19 protein-coding genes are annotated in these 22,048 nt (G+C 68.4%); 13 read left to right on the forward strand and 6 right to left on the reverse strand.

The genetic code is table 11. The features are described 5' to 3' along the window. Positions 1-12 precede the first annotated feature (12 nt). Positions 13-528: a peptide deformylase gene (gene def / locus LVB87_RS03875; RefSeq protein WP_232899603.1), complete on the reverse strand. Its 516-nt coding sequence runs from the start codon at positions 526-528 to the stop codon at positions 13-15. A 158-nt stretch (positions 529-686) separates the two neighbouring features. On the opposite strand from def, the gene LVB87_RS03880 reads away from it, so the two are divergent. From LVB87_RS03880 to LVB87_RS03915, 8 genes are all read left to right on the forward strand, one after another. Continuing rightward, positions 687-1,838: a LysM peptidoglycan-binding domain-containing protein gene (locus tag LVB87_RS03880; protein ID WP_232900444.1), complete on the forward strand. Its 1,152-nt coding sequence runs from the start codon at positions 687-689 to the stop codon at positions 1,836-1,838. Between the two features lie 81 nt (positions 1,839-1,919). After that, complete coding sequence (gene dprA, locus LVB87_RS03885; protein WP_232899604.1) at positions 1,920-2,858, forward strand: DNA-processing protein DprA; 939 nt, start codon at positions 1,920-1,922, stop codon at positions 2,856-2,858. Positions 2,859-2,895: 37 nt separating this feature from the next. Further along, complete coding sequence (locus LVB87_RS03890) at positions 2,896-3,387, forward strand: DUF494 family protein (protein WP_232899605.1); 492 nt, start codon at positions 2,896-2,898, stop codon at positions 3,385-3,387. A gap of 172 nt (positions 3,388-3,559) precedes the next feature. Next, on the forward strand, positions 3,560-6,043 hold the full coding sequence (locus tag LVB87_RS03895; protein ID WP_232899606.1) for a DNA topoisomerase I: 2,484 nt from the start codon (positions 3,560-3,562) through the stop codon (positions 6,041-6,043). An 8-nt stretch (positions 6,044-6,051) separates the two neighbouring features. Further along, positions 6,052-6,615 (forward strand): L-threonylcarbamoyladenylate synthase, encoded by a 564-nt coding sequence (locus LVB87_RS03900; RefSeq protein ID WP_232899607.1) that lies wholly within the window; start codon positions 6,052-6,054, stop codon positions 6,613-6,615. Between the two features lie 84 nt (positions 6,616-6,699). Then, a complete protein-coding gene (locus LVB87_RS03905; RefSeq protein WP_232899608.1) occupies positions 6,700-7,359 on the forward strand; it encodes a DUF4124 domain-containing protein in 660 nt (219 codons plus the stop codon). A gap of 26 nt (positions 7,360-7,385) precedes the next feature. Then, positions 7,386-8,015: a DUF4124 domain-containing protein gene (locus LVB87_RS03910; RefSeq protein WP_232899609.1), complete on the forward strand. Its 630-nt coding sequence runs from the start codon at positions 7,386-7,388 to the stop codon at positions 8,013-8,015. Positions 8,016-8,174: 159 nt separating this feature from the next. Continuing rightward, the gene (locus LVB87_RS03915; protein WP_232899610.1) at positions 8,175-8,396 is read left to right on the forward strand and encodes a KGG domain-containing protein; all 222 of its coding nucleotides are present in this window, start codon (positions 8,175-8,177) and stop codon (positions 8,394-8,396) included. Between the two features lie 76 nt (positions 8,397-8,472). Here LVB87_RS03915 and LVB87_RS03920 read toward each other — a convergent pair whose 3' ends face one another. Both LVB87_RS03920 and LVB87_RS03925 read right to left on the reverse strand, forming a co-directional pair. Next, positions 8,473-10,209 carry a PQQ-dependent sugar dehydrogenase gene (locus tag LVB87_RS03920; RefSeq protein WP_232899611.1) on the reverse strand — a complete coding sequence of 579 codons (1,737 nt, stop codon included), beginning with the start codon at positions 10,207-10,209 and terminating at the stop codon, positions 8,473-8,475. Between the two features lie 79 nt (positions 10,210-10,288). Beyond that, complete coding sequence (locus LVB87_RS03925) at positions 10,289-11,065, reverse strand: SDR family oxidoreductase (protein WP_232899612.1); 777 nt, start codon at positions 11,063-11,065, stop codon at positions 10,289-10,291. 84 nt (positions 11,066-11,149) lie between these two features. Here LVB87_RS03925 and LVB87_RS03930 point away from each other — a divergent pair, with 84 nt between their 5' ends. Next, positions 11,150-11,449, forward strand: coding sequence for a hypothetical protein (locus LVB87_RS03930; protein WP_232899613.1), 300 nt, complete (start codon positions 11,150-11,152; stop codon positions 11,447-11,449). A gap of 14 nt (positions 11,450-11,463) precedes the next feature. On the opposite strand, the gene sppA is transcribed toward LVB87_RS03930, so the two are convergent. Together sppA and LVB87_RS03940 are read right to left on the reverse strand one after the other, a co-directional pair. Continuing rightward, positions 11,464-13,362 (reverse strand): signal peptide peptidase SppA, encoded by a 1,899-nt coding sequence (gene sppA / locus LVB87_RS03935; protein ID WP_232899614.1) that lies wholly within the window; start codon positions 13,360-13,362, stop codon positions 11,464-11,466. Positions 13,363-13,411: 49 nt separating this feature from the next. Then, positions 13,412-14,821 carry an MATE family efflux transporter gene (locus LVB87_RS03940; protein WP_232899615.1) on the reverse strand — a complete coding sequence of 470 codons (1,410 nt, stop codon included), beginning with the start codon at positions 14,819-14,821 and terminating at the stop codon, positions 13,412-13,414. A 92-nt stretch (positions 14,822-14,913) separates the two neighbouring features. Between LVB87_RS03940 and LVB87_RS03945 the strand changes: the two genes are divergently transcribed. Then, entirely contained in the window at positions 14,914-16,104 is a 1,191-nt protein-coding gene (locus LVB87_RS03945; protein ID WP_232899616.1) for a DUF3667 domain-containing protein, read from the forward strand. Between the two features lie 2 nt (positions 16,105-16,106). Beyond that, the gene (locus LVB87_RS03950) at positions 16,107-16,421 is read left to right on the forward strand and encodes a DUF4286 family protein (RefSeq protein ID WP_232899617.1); all 315 of its coding nucleotides are present in this window, start codon (positions 16,107-16,109) and stop codon (positions 16,419-16,421) included. 1 nt (position 16,422) lies between these two features. Here the strand turns inward: LVB87_RS03950 and LVB87_RS03955 are convergent, their stop codons facing one another. Continuing rightward, positions 16,423-18,048, reverse strand: coding sequence for a DUF3106 domain-containing protein (locus LVB87_RS03955; RefSeq protein WP_232899618.1), 1,626 nt, complete (start codon positions 18,046-18,048; stop codon positions 16,423-16,425). Between the two features lie 506 nt (positions 18,049-18,554). Between LVB87_RS03955 and LVB87_RS03960 the strand changes: the two genes are divergently transcribed. Beyond that, positions 18,555-20,735, forward strand: coding sequence for a primosomal protein N' (locus LVB87_RS03960; RefSeq protein WP_232899619.1), 2,181 nt, complete (start codon positions 18,555-18,557; stop codon positions 20,733-20,735). A gap of 12 nt (positions 20,736-20,747) precedes the next feature. Further along, the gene (locus LVB87_RS03965) at positions 20,748-22,010 is read left to right on the forward strand and encodes an NAD(P)/FAD-dependent oxidoreductase (protein ID WP_232899620.1); all 1,263 of its coding nucleotides are present in this window, start codon (positions 20,748-20,750) and stop codon (positions 22,008-22,010) included. The last annotated feature ends 38 nt before the right edge of the window (positions 22,011-22,048 follow it).

A 22,048-nucleotide genomic window follows, 5' to 3' on the forward strand; every position in this document is an offset into this window, starting at 1 on the left:
GGCGCGCGGGGCTCAGGCCACGGCCTGGCGGCGCGCCTTCGCGAGCTTCTTGCGCACCATCTCGCGCTTGAGCGGCGAGAGGTAGTCGACGAACAGCTTGCCTTCCAGGTGGTCCATCTCGTGCTGGATGCACACCGCGAGCAGGCCATCCACGCGCAGTTCGAACGGCTGGCCATGGCGGTCGAGCGCGCGCACGAGGATCTCGTTGGCGCGGGTCACGTCCGCGAAGATGTTGGGCACCGACAGGCAGCCTTCCTGGTAGACCTGCTCGCCGGAGCGCTCGAGGATCTCGGGATTGACGAAGACCAGCGGCCGGTTCTTCTCCTCCGTCACGTCAATCACCATGAAGCGTTGGTGGACATCGACCTGGCTCGCGGCCAGCCCGATGCCGGGCGCTTCGTACATGGTCTCGAACATGTCGTCGACCAGGCGCTGGAACGCCGGATCGGCCAGCTGGGCCGGTTCGATGGTCGCGGCCTTGGTGCGCAGGCGCGGGTCGGGGAATTCGAGGATGGGGAGAAGGGCCATGGCTGCAATGAAATGGGGGCGCCTGTCACAGGCGCAAGAAGCGGGTCGATCGACGGTCCCGATTGTAACGCTGCGCGCTTGCAAAGGCCCGCGGAATGTGGGCTATAGTGCCTCGGCTTCAAGGGGAAAAACTCAAGGGGAGCGGGCACATGGCCGCGATGTTTAAGAATCGGCTTCGTACGGTTTTCGCTGTGGCATGCCTGACTGTCGCGACTTACGCGGCCGCCGTGGAAGTGCGCGGCGACCATCCGGACACCTACGTCGTCAAGAAGGGCGACACCCTGTGGGACATCGCGGGCCGCTTCCTCAAGCGCCCGTGGCTCTGGCCGGAAGTCTGGCAGGCCAACCCGCAGATCCAGAATCCGCACCTGATCTACCCGGGTGACGTGATCTCGCTGGCCTACCTCGATCGCGTGGCCGTCCAGCCGGGCGAGCGCGCGGAGGCGCCGATCACCGGCGTGCCGCTGTCCGAGGTGGCCCCGTTCCTCAAGAACATCCGCGCCGTCGACGATTTCCACGACTACCCCTACGTGGTGGGCCTGGAAGACGACCGCCTGCGCAGCGCCTCCGGCCAGGTCGCCTACGTGAAGGGCCTGGAAGGCGTCGCCCCGGGCACCCGCTACGCGGTGGTCCGTCCGACGGTCGAGTACTACCGCGTCGACCGCGTGCAGTGCTGCGACCTGTTCTCGCGGGACGACCTGGACTTCCGCGGCGCCCGCGTCTTCGCCGACTACGAGAACTTCTGGACCTCGGCGGTCACGCCGGACCAGGGCCAGGAACGCCTCGGCTACGAGCTCGCCCAGATCACCACCGGCACGGTCACGCGCGGCGAAGTTGGCGGCATCGAAGCCTCCACCTTCCTCGTGGACGATGAAGGCCGCGAAGTGCGCGTGGGCGATCGCCTCGTCCCGGTCGAAGCGCAGCCCTACGACCTGCAGTTCTTCCCGCATCCGCCGAAGCAGCAGTTCGATTACGGCCGCGCCCGCATCATCGCCGTCGCCGACCAGATGCATTACGGCGGCCCGCACGACGTGGTGGCCATCTCGGTCGGCTCGCGCGAAGGCATCGACAACGGCACCGTGTTCTCCATCTGGCGCGTGGGCAGCGATGTGCCGGACCGCGTGAAGTACGGCATGAACCGCAGCCCGGACCTGTTCCCGGCCGGCTCGCGCGTGCGCCTGCCGGACGAATTCGCCGGCCACGTCATGATCTTCCGCACCTTCGAGAAGGTCAGCTACGGCCTGGTGATGGAAAGCATCAAGCCGAGCCGCGTGGGCTACGAGCTGAAGCATCCGGACGCGCCGTACTGACGGAACCCTGCGGGGTTTCCCGACGCAACACCGCGACGGCGCCCTAGGGCGCCGTCGTCGTTTGCAGGCCACGCTGCTGCGATGGATCTCCTGCAACGTTGGCTTTCGCACGGGCGCCGCCGCGTCCTGCGCATCGGCGAGCCCGACTATCCGGCGCTCCTTCGGCGCATTCCAGATGCGCCGCAGATGCTGTACCTCGACGGCGACGACACGCTGCTCTGGCATCCCCAGATTGCGATCGTCGGCAGCCGGCGCGCGACCGCGGGCGGGCTCGACAACGCGCGCGCCTTCGCCGCCGCACTCGCGCGCGCGGGGTGGTGCGTCACCAGCGGCATGGCGGCGGGCATCGACACCGCCGCCCACCTGGGCGCACTCGACGTGCAAGGCCCCACCGTCGCCGTCCTCGGCTCCGGCATCGATGTGCCGTTTCCGGCGGGCAACGCGCGCACGATGGCGCGCATCGCCGAACACGGCCTGGTGGTCAGCGAATATCCGCCGGACCATCCGACCCAGGCCTTCCAGTTCCCACGGCGCAACCGCATCGTCGCCGCGTTGTCGCTGGGCACGCTCGTAGTCGAGGCGCAGCAGAAATCCGGCGCCCTGATCACCGCGCGCCTGGCCGCGGAAGCAGGGCGCGAGGTGTTCGCCATCCCCGGCTCCATCCACAACCCGATGGCGCGCGGATGCCACCGCCTGCTGCGCGACGGCGCGATGCTGGTCGAATCCCCGGAGGAAATCGTCGCCGCGCTCGCGCCGTTGGCGAACGTACACGCAGACGACTTGCGCATGCGCCTGTCGATCCCCACTTCCCCTCGCGATGCGTTGCAGCAAACGCTCAGCGGCATGGATGCCGATGCCCAGTGCTTGTGGCGCGCACTCGGGCACGACCCCACCCCTATGGAAACACTTGTCACGCGAACCGGATTGACGGCTGCGAAACTTGCCTCCATTCTGCTGGTCATGGAGCTTGAAGGACGTGTGGTGTCACAACACGGCCGATACACCCGCAAGTCATCCTGAACCTCCACAGCGTCGCCCGCGACGCAGGCCGAGGGAAATGAAAGAGAGCATCCTGGACGTCCTGCTGTACCTGTTCGAGCACTACTTCACCAACGACACCGTTCCACCGGTTGGCGACCGCGACACTCTCCAAAACAGCCCGCTCTTTTCCGAACTCACGGAAGCCGGTTTCAGTCCCGCGGAAATCCTCAAGGCCTTCGATTGGCTCGACGCGCTCGCAGAGCAGCGTCCCGAGGCCGCAGCGCCGCGCCTGGGCGGCCCCACCCGCGTCTTCCACGGCCCCGAGCTGGACAAGCTCGATGTCGAAAGCCGCGGCTTCCTGCTGTTCCTCGAACAGCACGGGGTCCTGGACGCACACCAGCGCGAGCTGGTGCTCGACCGCGCCATCGCCCTGGACCAGGACGAACTCGACCTGGACGACCTGAAATGGGTGGTCCTCATGGTCCTGTTCAACCAGCCGGGGTCCGAGGCGGCCTACGCCTGGATGGAGACCCAGATGTTCCTGGACGAGCCCGAGCCGGTGCACTGACGGCTCCCGACGGGGGTCCCAAAAGCGGCACGCGCCGCCGGGCCCCGTTGCGGTCCTGCTTGACACGCCCTGCGGCGGCGTGACACCACTAAAAAAGGAACCGACCCAAGCGCCCGTGGCCCCCGGCCCGGGCGTTGGCCTTTCGGCGCCCCCCTTTCCCCCGACGTACTCCATGGCCAAGAACCTCCTCATCGTCGAATCGCCCGCCAAGGCCAAGACGATCAACAAGTACCTCGGCAAGGACTTCACGGTCCTGGCCTCCTATGGCCACGTCCGCGACCTGGTCCCCAAGGAAGGCGCGGTGGACCCGGACAACGGGTTCGCCATGCGGTACGACCTGATCGACAAGAACGAAAAGCACGTCGACGCCATCGCCAAGGCCGCCAAGTCCGCCGACGCCCTGTTCCTGGCGACCGACCCGGACCGCGAAGGCGAGGCCATCAGCTGGCACATCGCCGAGATCCTCAAGGAGCGCGGCCTGCTGAAGGACAAGACGCTGCAGCGCGTCGTGTTCACCGAGATCACCCCGCGCGCGATCCGCGAAGCGATGGCGCAGCCGCGCTCGATCGCCACCCCGCTCGTCGATGCGCAGCAGGCGCGTCGCGCGCTCGACTACCTGGTGGGCTTCAACCTTTCGCCCGTGTTGTGGCGCAAGGTGCAGCGCGGCCTGTCCGCCGGCCGCGTGCAGTCGCCGGCGCTGCGCATGATCGTGGAGCGTGAAGAGGAAATCGAAGCCTTCATCGCGCGCGAGTACTGGAGCATCGAAGCCGAAGTCGCGCATCCCTCGCAATCCTTCACCGCCAAGCTGACCAAGCTCGACGGGAAGAAGTTCGAACAGTTCACCGTCACCGACGGCGACACCGCCGAAGCCGCGCGCCAACGCATCCTCAAGGCCGCCGGCGGCGCAGTGCATGTCACCGACGTGGCGAGCAAGGAACGCAAGCGCCGTCCCGCACCGCCCTTCACCACCTCCACGCTGCAGCAGGAAGCCGCGCGCAAGCTCGGGTTCACCACCAAGCGCACCATGCAGGTCGCGCAGAAACTGTACGAAGGCGTGGCGATCGGCGAGGAAGGCACGGTCGGCCTCATCAGCTACATGCGTACCGACTCGGTGAGCCTGTCGGCGGAAGCGCTGAGCGAACTGCGCGACGTGATCGCGCGCGATTTCGGCACGCGCGCACTGCCGGACAAGCCCAACTTCTACCAGACCAAGTCGAAGAACGCGCAGGAAGCGCACGAAGCCGTGCGCCCGACCTCCGCGCTGCGCACGCCCGCGCAGGTCTCGCGCTATCTCAGCGACGACGAGCGCCGCCTGTACGAATTGATCTGGAAGCGCGCCGTCGCCTCGCAGATGGTGCCGGCCACGCTCAACACGGTCAGCATCGATCTCGCCGCCGGCAGCGAGCACAGCTTCCGCGCAAGCGGCACCACCGTCATCGACCCGGGCTTCCTGGCCGTCTACGAAGAAGGCAAGGACGCGAAGACCGCCGACGACGAAGACGAAGGCCGCAAGCTGCCGGCGATGAAGCCCGGCGATCGCATTCCGCTGGAACGCGTGCATGCCGACCAGCATTTCACCCAGCCGCCGCCGCGCTTCACCGAAGCGGCGCTAGTGAAGGCGCTCGAGGAATACGGCATCGGCCGTCCCTCGACCTACGCCTCGATCATCCAGACGCTGCTGTTCCGCAAGTACGTGGAGATGGAAAGCCGCAGCTTCCGTCCTTCCGACGTGGGTCGCGCCGTCTCGAACTTCCTCAGCAGCCACTTCACCCAATACGTCGACTACGACTTCACCGCCAAGCTCGAAGACGAGCTGGATGCGGTGTCGCGCGGCGAAGAGGAATGGGTGCCGCTGATGGAGAAGTTCTGGGGCCCGTTCAAGGAACTGGTCGAGGACAAGACCGAAAGCGTCGACCGTTCCGAAGCCACGGGTGCCCGCGAACTCGGCACCGATCCCAAGAGCGGCAAGCCGGTGAGCGTGCGCCTGGGCCGCTACGGGCCGTATGCGCAGATCGGCACGGCCGAGGACGAAGAGAAGCCGACGTTCGCGTCGCTGCGTCCGGGCCAGTCGATGCACACCATCGCGCTCGAGGACGCGCTGGAGCTGTTCAAGCTGCCGCGCAAGCTCGGTACGAGCGACGATCATGAAGTCAGCGTCGGCATCGGCCGCTTCGGGCCCTTCGCCAAGCGCGGCAGCACCTATGCCTCGCTGAAGAAGGAAGACGATCCGTACACGATCGACCTGGCGCGCGCGGTGTTCCTGATCGAAGAGAAGGAAGAGATCGCGCGCAACCGCATCATCAAGTCCTTCGACGGCAGCGACATCCAGGTGCTCAACGGCCGCTACGGCCCCTACATCAGCGACGGCAAGCTCAACGGTCGCATTCCGAAGGATCGCGAGCCCGCCTCGCTGACGCTGGAGGAAGTGATCAAGCTGATGGAGGAAACGGGCAAGCCGATGCGCGGGCGCTTCGGCCGCAAGGCCGTCGCGAAAAAGGCCGCGCCGGAGAAAGTGGCGAAGAAGGCGGTCGCAAAGAAGGCGCCTGCCAAGAAGGCCGCGAAGAAAGCGGTGAAGAAGACCGCGAAGAAGGCGGCGAAGAAGACGACCAAGAAGGCGGCCGCGAAGAAGGTCGCCAAGAAGACGACGGGCGCCTGAGGCCACGCATGCAGCGCCTGACGCCCGCCGCCGCCGCGACCGTGCTGCGCGCGGGCGGCGTCATCGTCTATCCCACCGAAGCGGTGTGGGGCGTGGGCTGCAACCCTTTCGATGCGCAGGCCGTGCAACGCCTGCTCGACATCAAGCAACGCCCCGTCGACAAGGGCGTGATCCTGGTCGGCGCGTCGATCGCGCAGTTCGATGGTTTGCTCGCCTGGGACCGCCTGCCGCCCGACCGTGCCGACGCGGTGCGCGCGCAGTGGCCCGGGCCGCGCACCTGGATCGTCCCCGCATCCACGCGCGTGCCTGCGTGGATCACCGGCACGCATGAAGGCGTCGCCGTGCGTGTCACCGACCACCCCATCGTCATCGCTTTGTGCGAAGCGTTCGGCGGGCCGATCGTCTCGACGAGCGCCAACCTCGCGGGCGAGCCGCCGGCGTTCGCGTTCAATGCGTTGTCGCAGGCGGTGTTGTCACGGGTCGACGGCGTGGTCGAAGGCGAAACGGCCGGGCTGCGCGCGCCCACGGCGATTCGTGATGCGGCAACGGGCGCAGAGTTGCGCGCCGGCTGAACGTTTCCGCATCGGCCGACAGCCGGTGCGCCATCGCCGCCCGAACCCCTGTCGCCCCGTGCGCGAGGCGCGCAAGATGCGCGCATGCGCTCCCGTCGCGCCCTCGTGTTCCTCGCCCTGCTCGCCGCTGTCGCAGCGGCGCCGTGCATGGCGCAGAACGTCACGATCTATCGCTGCCTCGACGCGAAGAACCACGTGACCTTGCGCGATTCGCCCTGCAAGGCCGGCGAGAAGCAGGAAGTCCGCACGATGCAGCGCCCGGTCGATGCGCCGAAGCAACACCAGGTCGCCGAAGCGCCGCCCGAGGAACACGCGCCCGAATACGTCGACACGCACCACCACGACGTCACCTACGTCACCCCGCCGCGCCCGCTGTACGAATGCATCACGCCCGATGGCGAGAGCTACACCAGCGACACCGGCGACGGCAATCCGCGCTGGGTGCCGCTGTGGACGCTGGGCTACTACCCCGGCGTGCCCATGGTGGGCCCGCGCGTCGGTGTCGGCGTGGCGAGCGGCAACGTGGTGGGCACGATCGGCCCCGCATCGACCATGGGCAGCGGCACCTACGTGCGCGATACCTGCTACGTCCTGCCGCAGGCGGACGTGTGCGATCGCGTGCGCGACCGCCGCGACGAGATCCGCACGCGCTTCTTCAACGCGATGCCGAGCGAGCGCGATGTGCTGCGCGTCGAAGAACGTTCGCTCAACGCGCGCCTGGACGCCGACTGCGGCGGACGTTGAACGCGGCGCTGCGCTACGCTCGCCGCATGCCTCGATCCCTGCCTGCCTTCCTCGGGTTGCTCGCCCTGCTCGCCTGCGCCGGCGCGCACGCGACCACCATCTACCGCTGCACGGACGCCAAGGGCAGCGTGACGATGCAGAACGACACGCCCTGCCCGGCCGGGTCGAAGCAGGAAGTGCGCCACATCGGCGAACTGCCCACCGCGCCCCCGCCCGCCGAAAGGCCCGCGGCCGCGCCCGTGGCCAACGTCCCACCGCCGGGTTCGCATTTCGAACTCGTGCGCGGCCCGGCGACGGATCCGCTGCCCGAGGCCAAGGTCCCCGTCGAGGATCGCAAGCCGCCCCCGCCCCTGTTCGAATGCAAGACCTACGCGGAGGAGACCTACCTCAGCGACTCGGGTGAAGGCGAGTCGCGCTGCGTCCTGATGAACACGGTGGGCCTGAATGGCGATCCGAACCTGGGCGCCGGCGAGGCCTGCGAGGTGAAGCAGGACACCTGCACCCCGCTCGCCGATGCCGCACTGTGCAGTGCATGGCGCCGGCGCATCGACGAAGCGCAGTTCCGCATGACCTTCGCCAACGCATCGGACAAGGCCACGCGCAAGGCGGAGTACGAACGCCAGCTCGCCGCCTTCGTCGACAGCACGTGCCGTTGACGCGCGCCATGCGCGCCTCGTAACGGATTTCGTATTTTCATCATGATTGGCGCCGGATGAATCGGGGCGTTTTATTCTTTCTTGACCTGCACCACGCACTCGCCTAACCGTTGCTTGCCTAAGGTCGCCGTTCCTTACCCCGAGCGATGAGGTGCATGCATGGCGAACCAGACTCCCGGCAGCAACAACACCACCCGCAGCACGAGCAACCGCGGATTCGCAAGCATGGATCCGGAGATGCAGCGCAAGATCGCGCAGAAGGGCGGGGAAGCGGTCAGCCGCGACCGCGAACACATGTCGATGATCGGCCGCAAGGGCGGAGAAGCCTCCGGTGGAGGCAATCGCGGCAACCGGAGCGGCACCGAACAAGAGAATCGCTGAGCCGCTGGAACACTGAAACGGCTGAGCTCTGACCACCACCAGAAAACGCCCGCCGCGCGGGCGTTTTCGCATCCGCTCACTTTTCGACGCGCTGCAAGGCCTGGGCGTCGAAGTATTTCCGCACGCACGTGAAGCCCTGTCCGGCCAGCAGCATCTGGCCTTCGTTCCAGCGCACGGTGTGGCCGTCCCAGGCTTCGGCGCACCAATGGCGCAAGGGCTTCTTGCCCTGCAGGCGACGCGCGGACAATTGCGACATCCGCGAGGGCATCAGCGGCCCGGTCGCGGGCGCGGCTTCGATCACGAACACCTCGCCGTCCAAATCCACGATGTACAGGTTGCGCGACTGGTCCTCGCCGAAGGCGACGATGTTGTTCATCGCACCGGCGTCGGGCGCGAAGTCCGCATTGCGCAGCGTGAACTGCCCGCTCGGGATCGTCGTGCCCACCACCAGGCTGGTCACGGGCAGCGACCACAGGTTGCCGTTGATGAAGTCGCCGAAGATGTACTGGTCCTTCAGCGATTCCACGGGACCGCGATACACGATGCCGCCGATCACCGTGTTGCCCTCGCGCGGGCCGGCGCCGTGCAGGTACTCGGCCACGGGCGGCGTGAACGCGGGACTGTCGATGCCCTTGAACTGATGCGTGCCCTCGCGCTGCGACCAGCCGAAGTTGTCGTTGCCCATCGCGACATCGATTTCTTCGACCGTGTCTTCGCCCACGTCGCCCAGGATCAGGATCGGCGAACCGGTCGGCGGGACGTAGAAGCTCGCGCGGAACGGATTGCGCAGCCCGTAGGACCAGATTTCCGGCGCGCCGCCGCCGTGCGCGAACGGGTTGTCGACCGGGATGCCGTAGTTGCGCGTGAGGTCGCTCGCGAAGTCGTCGCGCGAAACATCCACGCGCAGGATCTTGCCGAGCAGATTGTTGACGTTCTGCCCGTTGTTGTCGGGATCGCCGGCGCCACCGCCGTCGCCGATCGCGATGTAGAGGAAGTTGTCGGGGCCGAAGCCGATCCAGCCGCCGTTGTGGACGAGCAACGGGTGCGGCTGTTGCAGGATGAGTTGCATCGTCGACGGATCGGCGATGTCGGGGTTGGCGGCATCGCGGGTGTAGCGACGCACCTCGATCGTGCCGACCGGATCGGTCACGAACACGTAGAACTGGCCACTCGTTGCATAATCCGGCGCGGTCGCGAAGCCGAGCAGGCCGCGCTCGCCGCTCGTGGACAGCGTGCCGCGCAAGTCGAGGAAGGGCACGGCTGCGACGGTCCCGTTGGACGGCGTGAGGATTCGGATGCGTCCGGCCAGCTCGCCGACGAACACGCGCCCGGTGCCATCGGGCACCGGCGCGACGAACACTGGCGACGACAATCCGAACGCAACGCGACGCACCTGGAAGCGCGCACTCGGTTGGTCGGTGACGGTCACTGCGAGCGCGAGCGTCGTGGTCGAGATGCCGTCGTTCGCACCGAGCACGAGGTTGTAGACGTTGTCGTTGCCCGCATCCAGCGGCACTTCGAAATCCGGCGGCGCGTTGAACGAGAGTGCGCCCGCGGTGGTCATGTTGAACAAGGCCGCGTCCGGGCCGCCGGCGATGGTGAAGGCGATGGTGTCGCCGTTCGCATCGGTGGCGGTCGCGTTGTAGAACACGCCCGTGGTGTCTTCGACCACCGAGACGTTCGCTGGCGAGGTGAACACCGGTGGCGAGTTGCCGACGGTGATGCTGCCGCTGGTCATGCCGCTGCCGCAGCCGGCGAGGGCCAGCGCGCAGCCGGCGATGAATCCGTTCAGTGCATGGCGCAACGGCGACATCGTCCGTTCTCCGGCGCGGACAGCGCGCTCGATGATGCGCGCGGCGCCGGAAGCGGCCGGTGAAGCGCCCGACCGTTCGTCAGAAACCGTAGCGCAGGAATCCGCCGTCCACGGCGATGCATTCGCCCGTCACGTAGGACGAGGCCGGCAGGCACAGGAAAGCCACCGCGGCCGCCACCTCTTCCGGTTCACCGATGCGGCCCACCGGCGTGCGCAGCAAGACCTCGTCCAGGTAATCCGGATCGGCGAGCTTGTCGTGCGTGCGCCGCGTGCGGATGTACCAGGGCGCCACCGCGTTGACGCGGATGCCGTCCTCGGCCCATTCCACAGCGAGGTTGCGCGTCATCTGGTGCATCGCGGCCTTGCTCATGCCGTAGGGCGCGCCGCTGCGCACGTGCGTGATGCCCGAGACGCTGCCGACGTTGACGATGCTCGAAGAGGCGTGCTTCGTCAGCAGCGGATAGGCATAGCGCGACAGTTCGAACGCGGAGAACAGGTTGATCTCGAAGATCTTCCGCCATTCGTCTTCACTGTATTCCACCGCGGCGCGCGTGAGGTTCCCGCCCGCGTTGTTGACCAGGATGTGCAGGCCTTCGCCGAAGTCCTCGACCCAGTCGAGCAGTTCGCGACGCTGGTCGTCCTCGGCCACGTCGGCGACGAAGACCTGCACGTCGCGCTCGGGAAAATCCTCGGCAAGTTCGGCGCGCGCCGATTCCAGCCCCGCCGCATCGCGCGCGGCGAGCAGCACGTCGGCACCGAACCCGAGCAGCTCGCGCGCGATGGCGCGTCCGATGCCCGCGCTGCCACCGGTGACCAGGGCCAGCTGTCCGTCCAACCGCCAGCGCTTGGGATCCATGCGTGCGAAGTCCTCGAAGTGGCCGTGCCCGGTACGTCGGGTCCGGCGTAGGATAGCCGCAGCCTTCCATCGGACGATGCCGAGATGATGCGACCCCTGCTGGCAGCACCCCTCGCCGCCCTGCTGTGCACGTTGGCGCTGGCCGGATGCTCGAAGCCCGAGAAGCCGGAGAAGGAGCGCCCGCCGTCGCCGCAGGCCGGGGTGTCGGCGGACGTGCGGCCGCAGGTCTCGCAAGGCACCACCGCGGCCGCGGTCACGCAGGCGATTCGCTCGCCGATCGAACGCGCGCAGGGCACGGAGGCCACGACGCTCGAGGCCGCCAAGAAGCAGGACGCGTCGATCGATGCGCAGACCAGCGGACAGGATCCGCAGCCTGCGCAATAAGCTGGGGTTCTAGCTCAAAGCTCGCAGAAGCAATACGCCAGCGCCTTCACCGGCGCGCCGGGCGTGCGCTGCATCGCGGCGTCGAGGAACTGCAGGTCCGCGCTCATTTGCGGCACGCTGCGCGCGACCACCGCGCGCGCCATGCCCTGCGCGAACGAGGAATCGTGCAACCACGCCGCGCCCGCGCGGCTTTGCACGAAACCTGCGAACAGGCGTTCGAACGGCGTGGCTTCGCGCTCGATGTAACGCACGCGCCAGGTGTCCGGCTTGCCGAGCTTCGCGCGCTTGGCGGCATCGTCGACCGCGTTCTGCAATCCGCCGAAATCATCGACCAGGCCGCGCTCGCGCGCCTGCGCACCCGTCCACACGCGGCCGCGCGCGATGCCGTCGATCTGTTCGACGCTGCGCTTGCGCGCCTGCGCGACGCCATGGGTGAAATCGCGATAGCCCTTTTCGATGACCGACTGCACGACGTCGCCGACCGCGGGGTCGAGCGGACGCGTGACGTCGAACGCACCGGCAAAGCGCGTCGTGCCCACGCCGTCGGCATGCACGCCGATCTTTTCCAGCGCGCGCGGGAAGGTCGGGATCACGCCGAAGATGCCGATGGAACCGGTGATCGTCGAAGGATCGGCGTAGATGCGATCGGCATCCATCGAGATCCAGTAACCACCCGATGCCGCCAGGTCGCCCATCGACACCACGACGGGCTTGCCCGCGGCCTTGAGCGCAACGACTTCGCGGCGGATCTGCTCCGAAGCAAACACTTCGCCACCGGGCGAATCCACGCGCAGGACGAGCGCCTTGACGTTGTCGTCGTCGCGCGCCTCGCGCAGCAATGCCGCGGTGGATTCGCCACCGATGCGGCCCGGCGGTTGTTCGCCGCCACTGATCTCGCCTTCGGCCACGACCACGGCCACCTGCGGGCGCGGATCGGCGGAAGGAATGCCATCGTCGACGTGGCGCAGGTAGGTGTCGTAGCTCACCTGGCGGAAGCCGCCCGGTGCATCGGCATCCGCGACGCCGCGATCGATCAGCAGGTCGTCGACCTGTTCTTCGGTCTTCAGTCCATCGACGAGCTTCTGCTGCAACGCATAGCGCGCCAGGTCGCCGCCCGCGGCGGCGATGCCTTCGGGCATGGTGTCGATGCCGGCGGCGAGCTTGTCCGCGCTGAGGTCGCGCGCCTTCGCCACATCGCCGAGGTAGCGCTGCCACACGTCGTTCATCCAGAACAGGTCGGCTTCCTTCGCCTGCGGCGAAGCGGCGTCGAGCACGTAGGGCTCGGCGGCCGACTTGTATTCGCCCACCTTGAACAGGTGCACGTCGACGCCGAGCTTGTCCTGCAGGCCCTGGCGGTAATACAAGCGATAGCGGTCCAGGCCTTCGAGCACGAGGCCGCCCATCGGATCCAGGTACACCTCGTTCGCCTGCGCCGCGAGCAGGTATTGCTCCTGCATGTAGGACTCGCCGAACGAAACGACCTGTTTGCCGGACGCGCGCACGCGCGCGATCGCCGCGGCGAGTTCGCGCAGCGAGGCATAACCGGTGGGTTCGAGGCGATCGAAGCGGAGGAACACGCGTTCGATGCGCTTGTCCTTCGACGCCGCATCGAGCGCGCGCAGCAGGTCGCGCAACTGCACTTCTTCGCCACGCTGGTCGCCCAGCACGCGGGCGAGCGCGCGGCTCGCGGTGTCGCTGCTGAACTGTTCGACCAGGCGGCCTTCCGGCGCGACGACCAGCGTCGTGCGATCGGACAAGGGCCGCAGGCCGCCGCCCCCGAACATCATCGTCAGCACGATCAGCAACAACCCGAAGAACACGAGGTTGAAGACGAGGCGGCGGGTGAAGTTCATCGCATCCCACAGCCACAGGAAGAACCGGGCGATGGGACCGTGGCGACGCACTTCGTTCATTGCAATGCTCCAGGCAGGCAGCGCAGGTTAGCGGCAGCGGCGCCGGGTTTCATGCGCCGTCGGTCATGGCGGCGTTCGGCCGCGGGGTGGCGGGGTTTTCGCCATCGTGCATGGGGACGCGTCGCGACGAGCGCAAGAAGCGGGTCGACAACAGGACCGCCGCGGTGGTGAGCCCGACGATCAAGCCCATCCACATGCCCTGCGGACCCCAGCCAAGGCCGAGTCCGAGTCCCGCGCCGAGCGGCATGCCCACGCCCCAGTACGCGAAGGCGGCGAGCAGCATCGGCCGCCGGGTGTCGCGCAGCCCGCGCAGCGCGCCGGCCGAGAGGACCTGGACGCCATCGGGGAACTGGAACGCTGCGGCGTACAGCAGCAGCGTGCCCGCGAGCGCCGCCACGGTCGCATCGGCGGTGTAGAGCGAGGCGAGTTGCTGGTGGCCGAACAGCAGCAGCACGCCTGAGAGCGCCTGCGTGGCGAACATCAGCGTGTAGCCGGCGAAGGCCGCGCGACGCAGGCCGTCGCGATCGCCGCGGCCGAGCGCATGGCCGACGCGCACCGTGGTCGCTTCCGCGAGCCCGAACGGAATCATGAAGCACAGGCTCGACACGTTGATCGCGATCTGGTGCGCGGCCACCTGCACGCCGCCCAGGCGACCGATGAGCAAGGCCGTGGCGATGAACAAGCCGCCTTCCATCAACACCGTCACGCCGATCGGCAGCCCGGTGCGCAGCAGGTCGCGCAACACCGGCACGTGCGGCGGATCGAAACGCGCGAACAGTCCCAGCGATGCGAAGCGCTTCGAGCGGCCGAGATACAGCGCGAACGCGATCGCCTGCGCCCACATCATCACCGCGGAGGCGTAACCCAACCCGGCCGCGCCGAGTTCCGGCAAACCCCAGACGCCCCACGTCAGCGCATAGCCCAGCGGGACCAGCAGGACCAGGCCGCCGAAGCCCAGCACCATCGTCGGCAGCGTCCAGTGCAGTCCGTCGCTCAGGTAACGCATGCACAGGTACAGGGTGAGCGCAGGCACGCCCCAGCGCAGGCCGTGCAGGAAGGCGATCGCACCCGGGCGGATGTCCGGCGCGATGCCCATCGGTTCCAGCGCCAGGGTCACCACGCTCAGGAAGGCGAACAGGACGATGCCGAGCATCGCCGCCAGCCACATCGCCTGACGGAACAAGGGCGCGATCTCCGCGCGCCGCCCGGCCCCGTCGAGCTGGGACACCGCCGGCGGCAGCGCCATCAGCGTGCCCATCGGCATCATCATCGGCAGCCAGAAAAGCGCCGTCCCCACGGCCACCGCCGCCAGCGTGCGCGTGCCGTGGTGGCCGGCGATCACGCTGTCGACGAAGCCGATCAGGCCGGTCGACAGGTGGCCGAGCACGAGCGGCGCGGCGAGCGTCGCGCTGGTGCGCAGTTCGCGCGAAAAGCGCGGCGCGGGGGCGGTCGTGTCCATTCGTGGGGGTCGAATCGTGGGGGGCGCGAAGGTGCGCAGGGCGCACGGTCGCAAAGCGTCGTTTATCTTAGCCGGGTGCCAGGGGAAGACCGATGAGCGAAAAGGACAACGCGAGCACCGCGGCCACCGCCACGCCGCGGCCGGCCTGCCAGAACTGCGGCGTGCCGCTGCTGGGCGAGCACTGCTATGCCTGCGGCCAGCCGACCAAGGGCCTCGTGCGCCATTTCAGCAGCATCGTCGGCGATTTCCTCGACACGGTCTTCAACATCGACGCGCGCGTGTTCCGCACGCTGTGGCCGCTGTTCGCCAAGCCGGGCTTCCTCAGCCGCGAGTATTTCGAAGGCCACCGCATCCGCTTCGTCAGCCCGGTGCGGCTGTTCGTGTTCCTGAGCATCGTGACCTTCTTCGTCGCACAGCTGACGCTGGACTTCGGCAGCACGAAGTTCGACGTCGACGGCAACGACTCCGGCATTTCCGCGGGCAAGACCGTGCAGGAAGTGCAGAAGCGCCGCGATGCCGCCCTCAAGGAACTCAACAAGGCCAAGGCCGAGAACACCGGCACGCCGGGCGTGGGCGTGGGCCTGGACGCGGCCGCCAACGCGATCAGGTCGCAGGCCGATCGCCGCATCAAGCAACTCCAGGACGCCGAGAAGGCCGGCACGCCGCCCCCGCCACCCGAGGTCGGCGTGAGAGCGGGCCTGAAGGGCGACGACAGCGGCGACAACAACAACATCAGCTTCAACGACAAGGGCCCGTGGGATCCGGTGAAGAACCCGATCGACATCCCGTGGGCGCCGAACTTCGTCAACCACAAGTTCAACGAACTGGCCGGGCACGCGAAGGACAACATCGCGCGCATGCAGCACGACCCGAACCTGTTCAAGGACGCGGCGCTGAAGACCGTGCCGTCCACCCTGTTCGTGCTGATGCCGATCTTCGCGCTGATGCTGAAGATCATCTATGCGTTCAAGCGCCGCCTGTACATGGAGCACCTGATCGTCGCGCTGCACAGCCACGCGTTCCTGTGCCTGTCGCTGCTGTTGCTGTTCCTGGTGATGGCGGCGCAGGATGCGATGGCCCCGCGGGCGCAGGGCCTGTTCCACCTCATGGAGACGGGCCTGTGGATCTGGATGCCCGTGTACCTTTTCCTCATGCAGAAGCGTGTCTATGGTCAAGGCTGGACCATGACCTTGCTGAAATACTGCATCCTCGGTTTCTGCTATTTCGTCCTGTTGTCGCTGGGTGCCGCGTTCACCTTGCTGGCGAGCCTCGTCTGGATGTGAACATGGTCGTTTACGAAGTCAACCTGGAATTCGACGTCGCGATCGCCGCGGCCTACCGCGAGTGGCTCCAGGGCCACGTCCGCGACATCCTCGCGCTGCCGGGCTTCGTCTCGGCGCAGGTGCACGAGGTCGTCGAGCCGCTGCCCACCGCGGGCCGCCAGGGGCTGTGCGTGCGTTACCAGGTGGAAGACCTCGGGGCGCTGGAAACCTACACGCGCGAACACGCGCCGCGCCTGCGCGCCGAGGGCCTGCAGCGCTTCGGCGAGGAAGGCGTGCGCATCCGCCGGCGCGTGCTGCGCGACATGCCGCTGGGCTGAGTCACTGCTCCAGCCGCGCGCGCAACCAGGCCGCGCGGTTCGCATCCGACGTCGACAACACATTGCGCACGAGCTCCTCGCGCGCCTGCGGTGGCACGCGCTGCGCGAGCACGGCCAGGTCCGCGCGCTGCGCGCTGTCCATGCTGCGCAACATGCGGAGCATCGCTTCGTGCTGCGATTCGGGCATCTGCGCGAGCAAGGGTTGCAGCTTCGGATAGTCCGCGCCGATGGCGGGGCCGAGCAGCCAGCCGCGTTGCGTGGTGGCATCCAGCGCATCGAATTCTGCGCGCAGGCGAGCCTGGTCTTCCGGCGCGAGTTGCGCGAACGCCTGCACGGCGTTTTCAACCGCTTCCGCAGCCACCGGATCGAGGTGTCGCCAGGCCTGGTAGGCGACGCGCCATTGCGCGCGGCGCTCGCGCGGCTGCGCATCCCATTGCGCGACGCGGCGGGCGAAGTCGGTGCGTTGCGCGGGCGACCAGGCGGTCCACAACGCGGCCTGTTCGCGCAGGTCGGCCTGCACCGGCGCGGGAATGTGCGCGATCACGGAGGACATGACGGCCGGGAGGAGGACGTTCGCCGGCGCTTGCAGCGGTGTCGCGCGCGGAGGCGGCAAGGACGGCGGCGGCGCGGGTTCGGCGAGCACCGCGGCGGGCACGACGGGCGTGATGGCGGACGCAGGGGTTGCCGCCTCCTGCGCGGGCTGCACGGCGCGTTGTGCCGCATACCACGCGAAGAACGGCAGGTCCTGCGCGCGGTGCAATCCGTCGACGTCGGCGATCGCGAAGAAGTCGCGGTGCGTCCACGCGGCGAAGTCGGCGTCGAAGCGCGCCGCCGGTTCGTCTGCCGGCGGCAAGGTGCGCGTTCGGATGCCGCGGCCGGGCAGGCGGTCGAGCCAGCCGGGTTGCAGGAGGTACACCGCAACGCCGATGCCGGCGACAGCGAGGAGGCCGGCGACGATGGCCATGCGCAGGCGGTGCGGGCGTGGTGCACGCCCGTCGCGCGTCTCGGTGTGAGGTGCGGCGGCGGGTGTCGCGATCGCGGCCGTTGCAACGGCGGGTTCCGTGCGCACGGGTTCCGGCGCATCGATGGGTGACGGCGCGCTTCCGGTGCCCTGCATCCGCGCCAGCCGTTCCGCGGGCATCTCCGCCACGCGGGTGCGCACGGCGTCGACCCAGCCCTGCCAGGCCTCGCGATCCGGCGTGCCGTCGTCGCGATAGGGAATGGCCCGCTGCAGCGCCGCGCGATACGCCTCGAGCGAAACACCGAGCGAGGTCGCGGCGTCCTCCATCTCCAGACCGCCCACCAGGCGCAGGAGCAGCGCGGCGCGCGGTCCGTTGCCCAGTGCGCCGAGCGGCAGCCAGGGCGGCGTCCAGCGCGCGTCTTCGGCCTGCCGGCGGAGGTCGGGCGCCGCGAGCAGCAGGGACCAGAAGCGCACCGGCCAGCCGGACATGGGCGTGGCGGAGGCACTGCCCGCGAACGCGCGCAAGGTGGCGGCCACGGCGACGTCGCCCCGTCGCGCATCGCCGCACTGAAGCTCGGCCAGGAGGGCGGCGCGGCGCTCGACGCCGCGGAGGAAAGCCGTGGGTGCTCCGGTCGACGAGGGAGGCGAATCGATCTGCGCGGTCATACGAGTCGGAGCGTCATCGGCCGTGATGATAGCCATCGGCGCGCGCGTGAGGGCCGTCACGCTCGTCGTTAAATTTGCGCTTGACCGAAGTCCCGAAGCCTGCTCCTCCAAGCCCGGCGCGGGTTCCGTCGAAATCGGTTGTGCACAGCGATAACCGGACCGTCACAAACGCTCCCGCCATGATCCACCGCGTCCGTGTTGCAAACTGGTTTCACGCCCAAGTGCTTGATTCCAATGCGTTGTTTGGGGGTGGCACTTTTTTCACCAACGCAGAGGCAATCCGCATTTTTTGCCTTGGATGATGCTGTGGAATCGCGCCATGCACAGATTTATCCACAGATCGTGTGGATAAGGGCAAAACTCTATGTGATTCGGTAGCTTGCATGACTATCGTCACGAAAGAGCCAAGAGTGCGCGCCAAACCAGTGGCCGTGAAGAAAGTCGAGTCCGGGCGAGGTGAAAGCAGCCGTAGGGGACGACGCGAACGGTCGCTAGACTGCGCTGCGATGTCCTCCGACAACACCCTCTTCCGTGTCGCGCTGCCTGTGCCGTTGGCGCGCCTGTTCGACTACCGCGCGCCCGAGGGCGCGCGCGCCGACGCGACGCAGATCGGCGGCCGCGTGCGCGTGCCGTTCGGTTCGCGGGAACTCATCGGTGTCGTGGCGGAGGTCGGACCCGCGGATGAGGCAGCGCGCGACCTGAAGGCGGCGCTCGCGCTGCTCGACGATCCACCGCTGCTGCAGGGCGAGCTGCTGGACTCCCTGCGCTGGCTCGCGCGCTACGTGCATGCCCCGCTCGGCGAGGTGCTCGCCACCGCACTGCCGGCCGCGCTGCGCCAGGGCGCACCGCTGCCGGAGACCGACGCGATCGTCTGGCACCTGGTGTCCGGTGCGCTCGAACAGATCAAACGCGACGGCGCACCCCGGCGACTGGCGGCGCTGCTCGACACGCAGCCGTTGACCGAAGACGCGCTCGACGACGCGATGCCGGGGTGGCGCGCCGCCGCGCGCACGCTCGCCACGCGCGGCTTGGCGCGGTCGGTGCGCGAAGCGCCATCGCATATCCCCGCAGGCGGCCGTGCCGGACACGCATTGAACGATGCACAGCGCGCGGCCGCCGATACGATCGCCGCGATCGACGGATTCGGCGCCGTGCTGCTCGATGGCGTGACCGGCAGCGGCAAGACCGAGGTGTACCTGGATGCGATCGCGGCGTGCCTGGCGCGCGATCGCCAGGCGCTGGTGCTCGTGCCCGAGATCGGCCTGACGCCGCAGACGCTGGCGCGCTTCCGCGCGCGCCTGGGCGTCGAGGTGCATGCCTTGCACTCCGGCCTCAACGACACCGCACGCGCGCGCGTGTGGGCCGCTGCGTGGCGCGGGGACGCGCGGGTGATCGTCGGCACGCGCTCGGCGATCTTCACGCCGTTGCCGCGCGCGGGCCTGATCGTCGTCGACGAGGAACACGACGGCAGCTACAAGCAACAGGACGGCATCCGCTACCACGCGCGCGACTTCGCACTGGTGCGCGGCAAGGCGCTGGGCGTGCCGGTCGTGCTCGGCAGCGCGACGCCGTCGCTGGAATCGCTGCACAACGCACTGACCGAGCGTTACGTGCACGTGCGCCTGCCGCAACGCGCCGGCGATGCGCGCCCGCCGACGGTGCGCGTGCTCGACGTGCGCAAGCGTGCGCTCGATGCCGGGCTCTCCCCCGAGTTGATCGCCAAGCTGCGTGCCACCGTGGAAGCCGGCGGCCAGGCGCTCGTGTTCCGCAATCGCCGCGGGTATGCGCCGGTGCTGCTCTGCCACGACTGCGGCTGGAGCGCGCAATGCACGCGCTGCGAAACGCCGATGACGGTGCACGGCGGTGGACGGCGCCTGCAGTGCCATCACTGCGGTGCGCGACGTCCTGCGCCGCAGGCCTGCCCGGATTGCGGCGGCCTGGCGTTGCAGCCGCAAGGCGTGGGCACCGAGCGGCTGGAAGAACGGCTGTTGGAACTGTTCCCCGAGGTGCCGGTGCTGCGCGTGGATCGCGGCAGCACGCGGCGGCGCGATGCGCTCGAAACGATGCTCGGCGAACTCGGCGACCGCGCCGGCATCCTGGTCGGCACGCAGATGCTCGCCAAAGGCCACGACCTGCCGAACCTCACGCTCGTGGCCGTGGTCGGCATCGACGAAGGCCTGTTCTCCGCCGACTTCCGCGCGAGCGAGAAGCTGGCGCAATTGCTGATCCAGGTCGCGGGTCGCGCAGGACGCGCGCGCAAGGCGGGCGAGGTGTGGTTGCAGACGCACCATCCGACGCATCCCTTGCTGCAGACGCTGATCGCGGGTGGTTATCCGGCCTTTGCCGAGGCGGAGCTCGCCGAACGCGAAGTCGCCGGTTTCCCACCCTTCGCACATCTCGCATTGCTGCGCGCGGAAGCCAAGCACATCGATCCGGTGATGCGTTTCCTCGAATCGGCGAAGCGGGCGTTTGCGGACGCGGGTGTCGCCGGCGTCGAGGTGCATGGTCCGCTGCCGGCGCCGATGCCGCGGCGCGCGGGCTTCCAACGCGCGCAGGTGCTGGTGTCCTCGCCGCAGCGACGCGCGTTGCATGCGGCGCTGGAGCGTGCAGTGCCGCTCCTGCGCGAGACGCCGGAGGGCAAACGTTTGCGGTGGTCGCTGGACGTGGACCCGGTCGACCTCTACTAGGAGAATCACCCCATGGATGCAGTGCCCCACGTAGTCATCGTCGGCGGCGGATTTGCGGGCCTGTGGGCCACGCGCGGGCTTGCCAGCGCGCCGGTGCGCATCACGCTGATCGATCGCGGCAACCACCATCTGTTCCAGCCGCTGCTTTACCAAGTCGCCACGGCGGGCTTATCCGCGCCGGATATCGCCGCGCCCCTGCGCCACATCCTGCGCCGACAACGCAACGCGACCGTGTTGATGGGCGAGGTGGTCGCGATCGACAAGGCAGGCAAGCAGGTGCGCCTGTCGAACGGCGATGCGATCGCCTACGACGCGCTCGTCGTGTGCACCGGTGCGACGCATGCGTATTTCGGCCACGACGAGTGGGCCCCGCACGCGCCGGGGCTGAAGACGCTCGACGATGCGCTGGCGATCCGTCGTCGCGTCTTGTGCGCCTTCGAACGCGCGGAAGCCGAGCGCGATCCTGCGCGTCGCACTGCGTGGCTCACCTTCGCGGTAGTCGGTGGCGGTCCGACGGGCGTCGAGCTCGCCGGCACGCTGGCCGAGATCTCACGGCACACGCTGCGCAAGGAATTCCGCAACATCGATCCGGGCGACGCGCGCGTGATGCTGCTCGAGGCGGGGCCGCGCGTGCTCGCGACGTTCCCGGAGGCGCTGTCGGCAAAGGCGACCGCGCAGTTGTCGAAGCTCGGCGTCGACGTGCGCACGGGCGTTCCGGTGGCGGGGATCGACGCCGAAGGCTTCGCGCTCGGCGAAGAACGTATCGCGGCGCGCACCGTGTTGTGGGCCGCGGGCGTGGCGGCATCACCGCTCGCGCGCACGCTCGACGTGCCGCTCGATCGCGCCGGTCGCGTGGCGGTGCGCACGGAAGACCTCACGTTGCCGGACCACCCGGACATCTTCGTCGCGGGCGACCTGGCGACGCTGCAACGCGCGGATGGCCGTCCCGTACCCGGTGTCGCGCCTGCCGCGAAGCAGATGGGCACGCACATCGCCAACGTGTTGCGCGCACGCTTCGCAGGCAAACCCGCGCCGGCGCCATTCCGCTATCGCGACTTCGGCAACCTCGCCACGATCGGGCGCCGCGCGGCGGTGGTCGACCTGCACGGCTGGAAGTTCTCGGGCTATCCCGCGTGGGTGTTCTGGCTCACGGCGCACGTGTTCTTCCTGATCGGCTTCCGCAATCGCGTCGTGGTGCTCCTCGACTGGGCGATGGCGTACTGGACCTACCAGCGCAATGCGCGAATCGTGCTGGGCAAGGAACCGCCCCGCTGAGCGTGCCTCGCTAAAGCGCAAACGGCCCGGTTTCCCGG

The organism is Lysobacter sp. KIS68-7, from assembly GCF_021284745.1.
Lineage (GTDB): Bacteria > Pseudomonadota > Gammaproteobacteria > Xanthomonadales > Xanthomonadaceae > Noviluteimonas.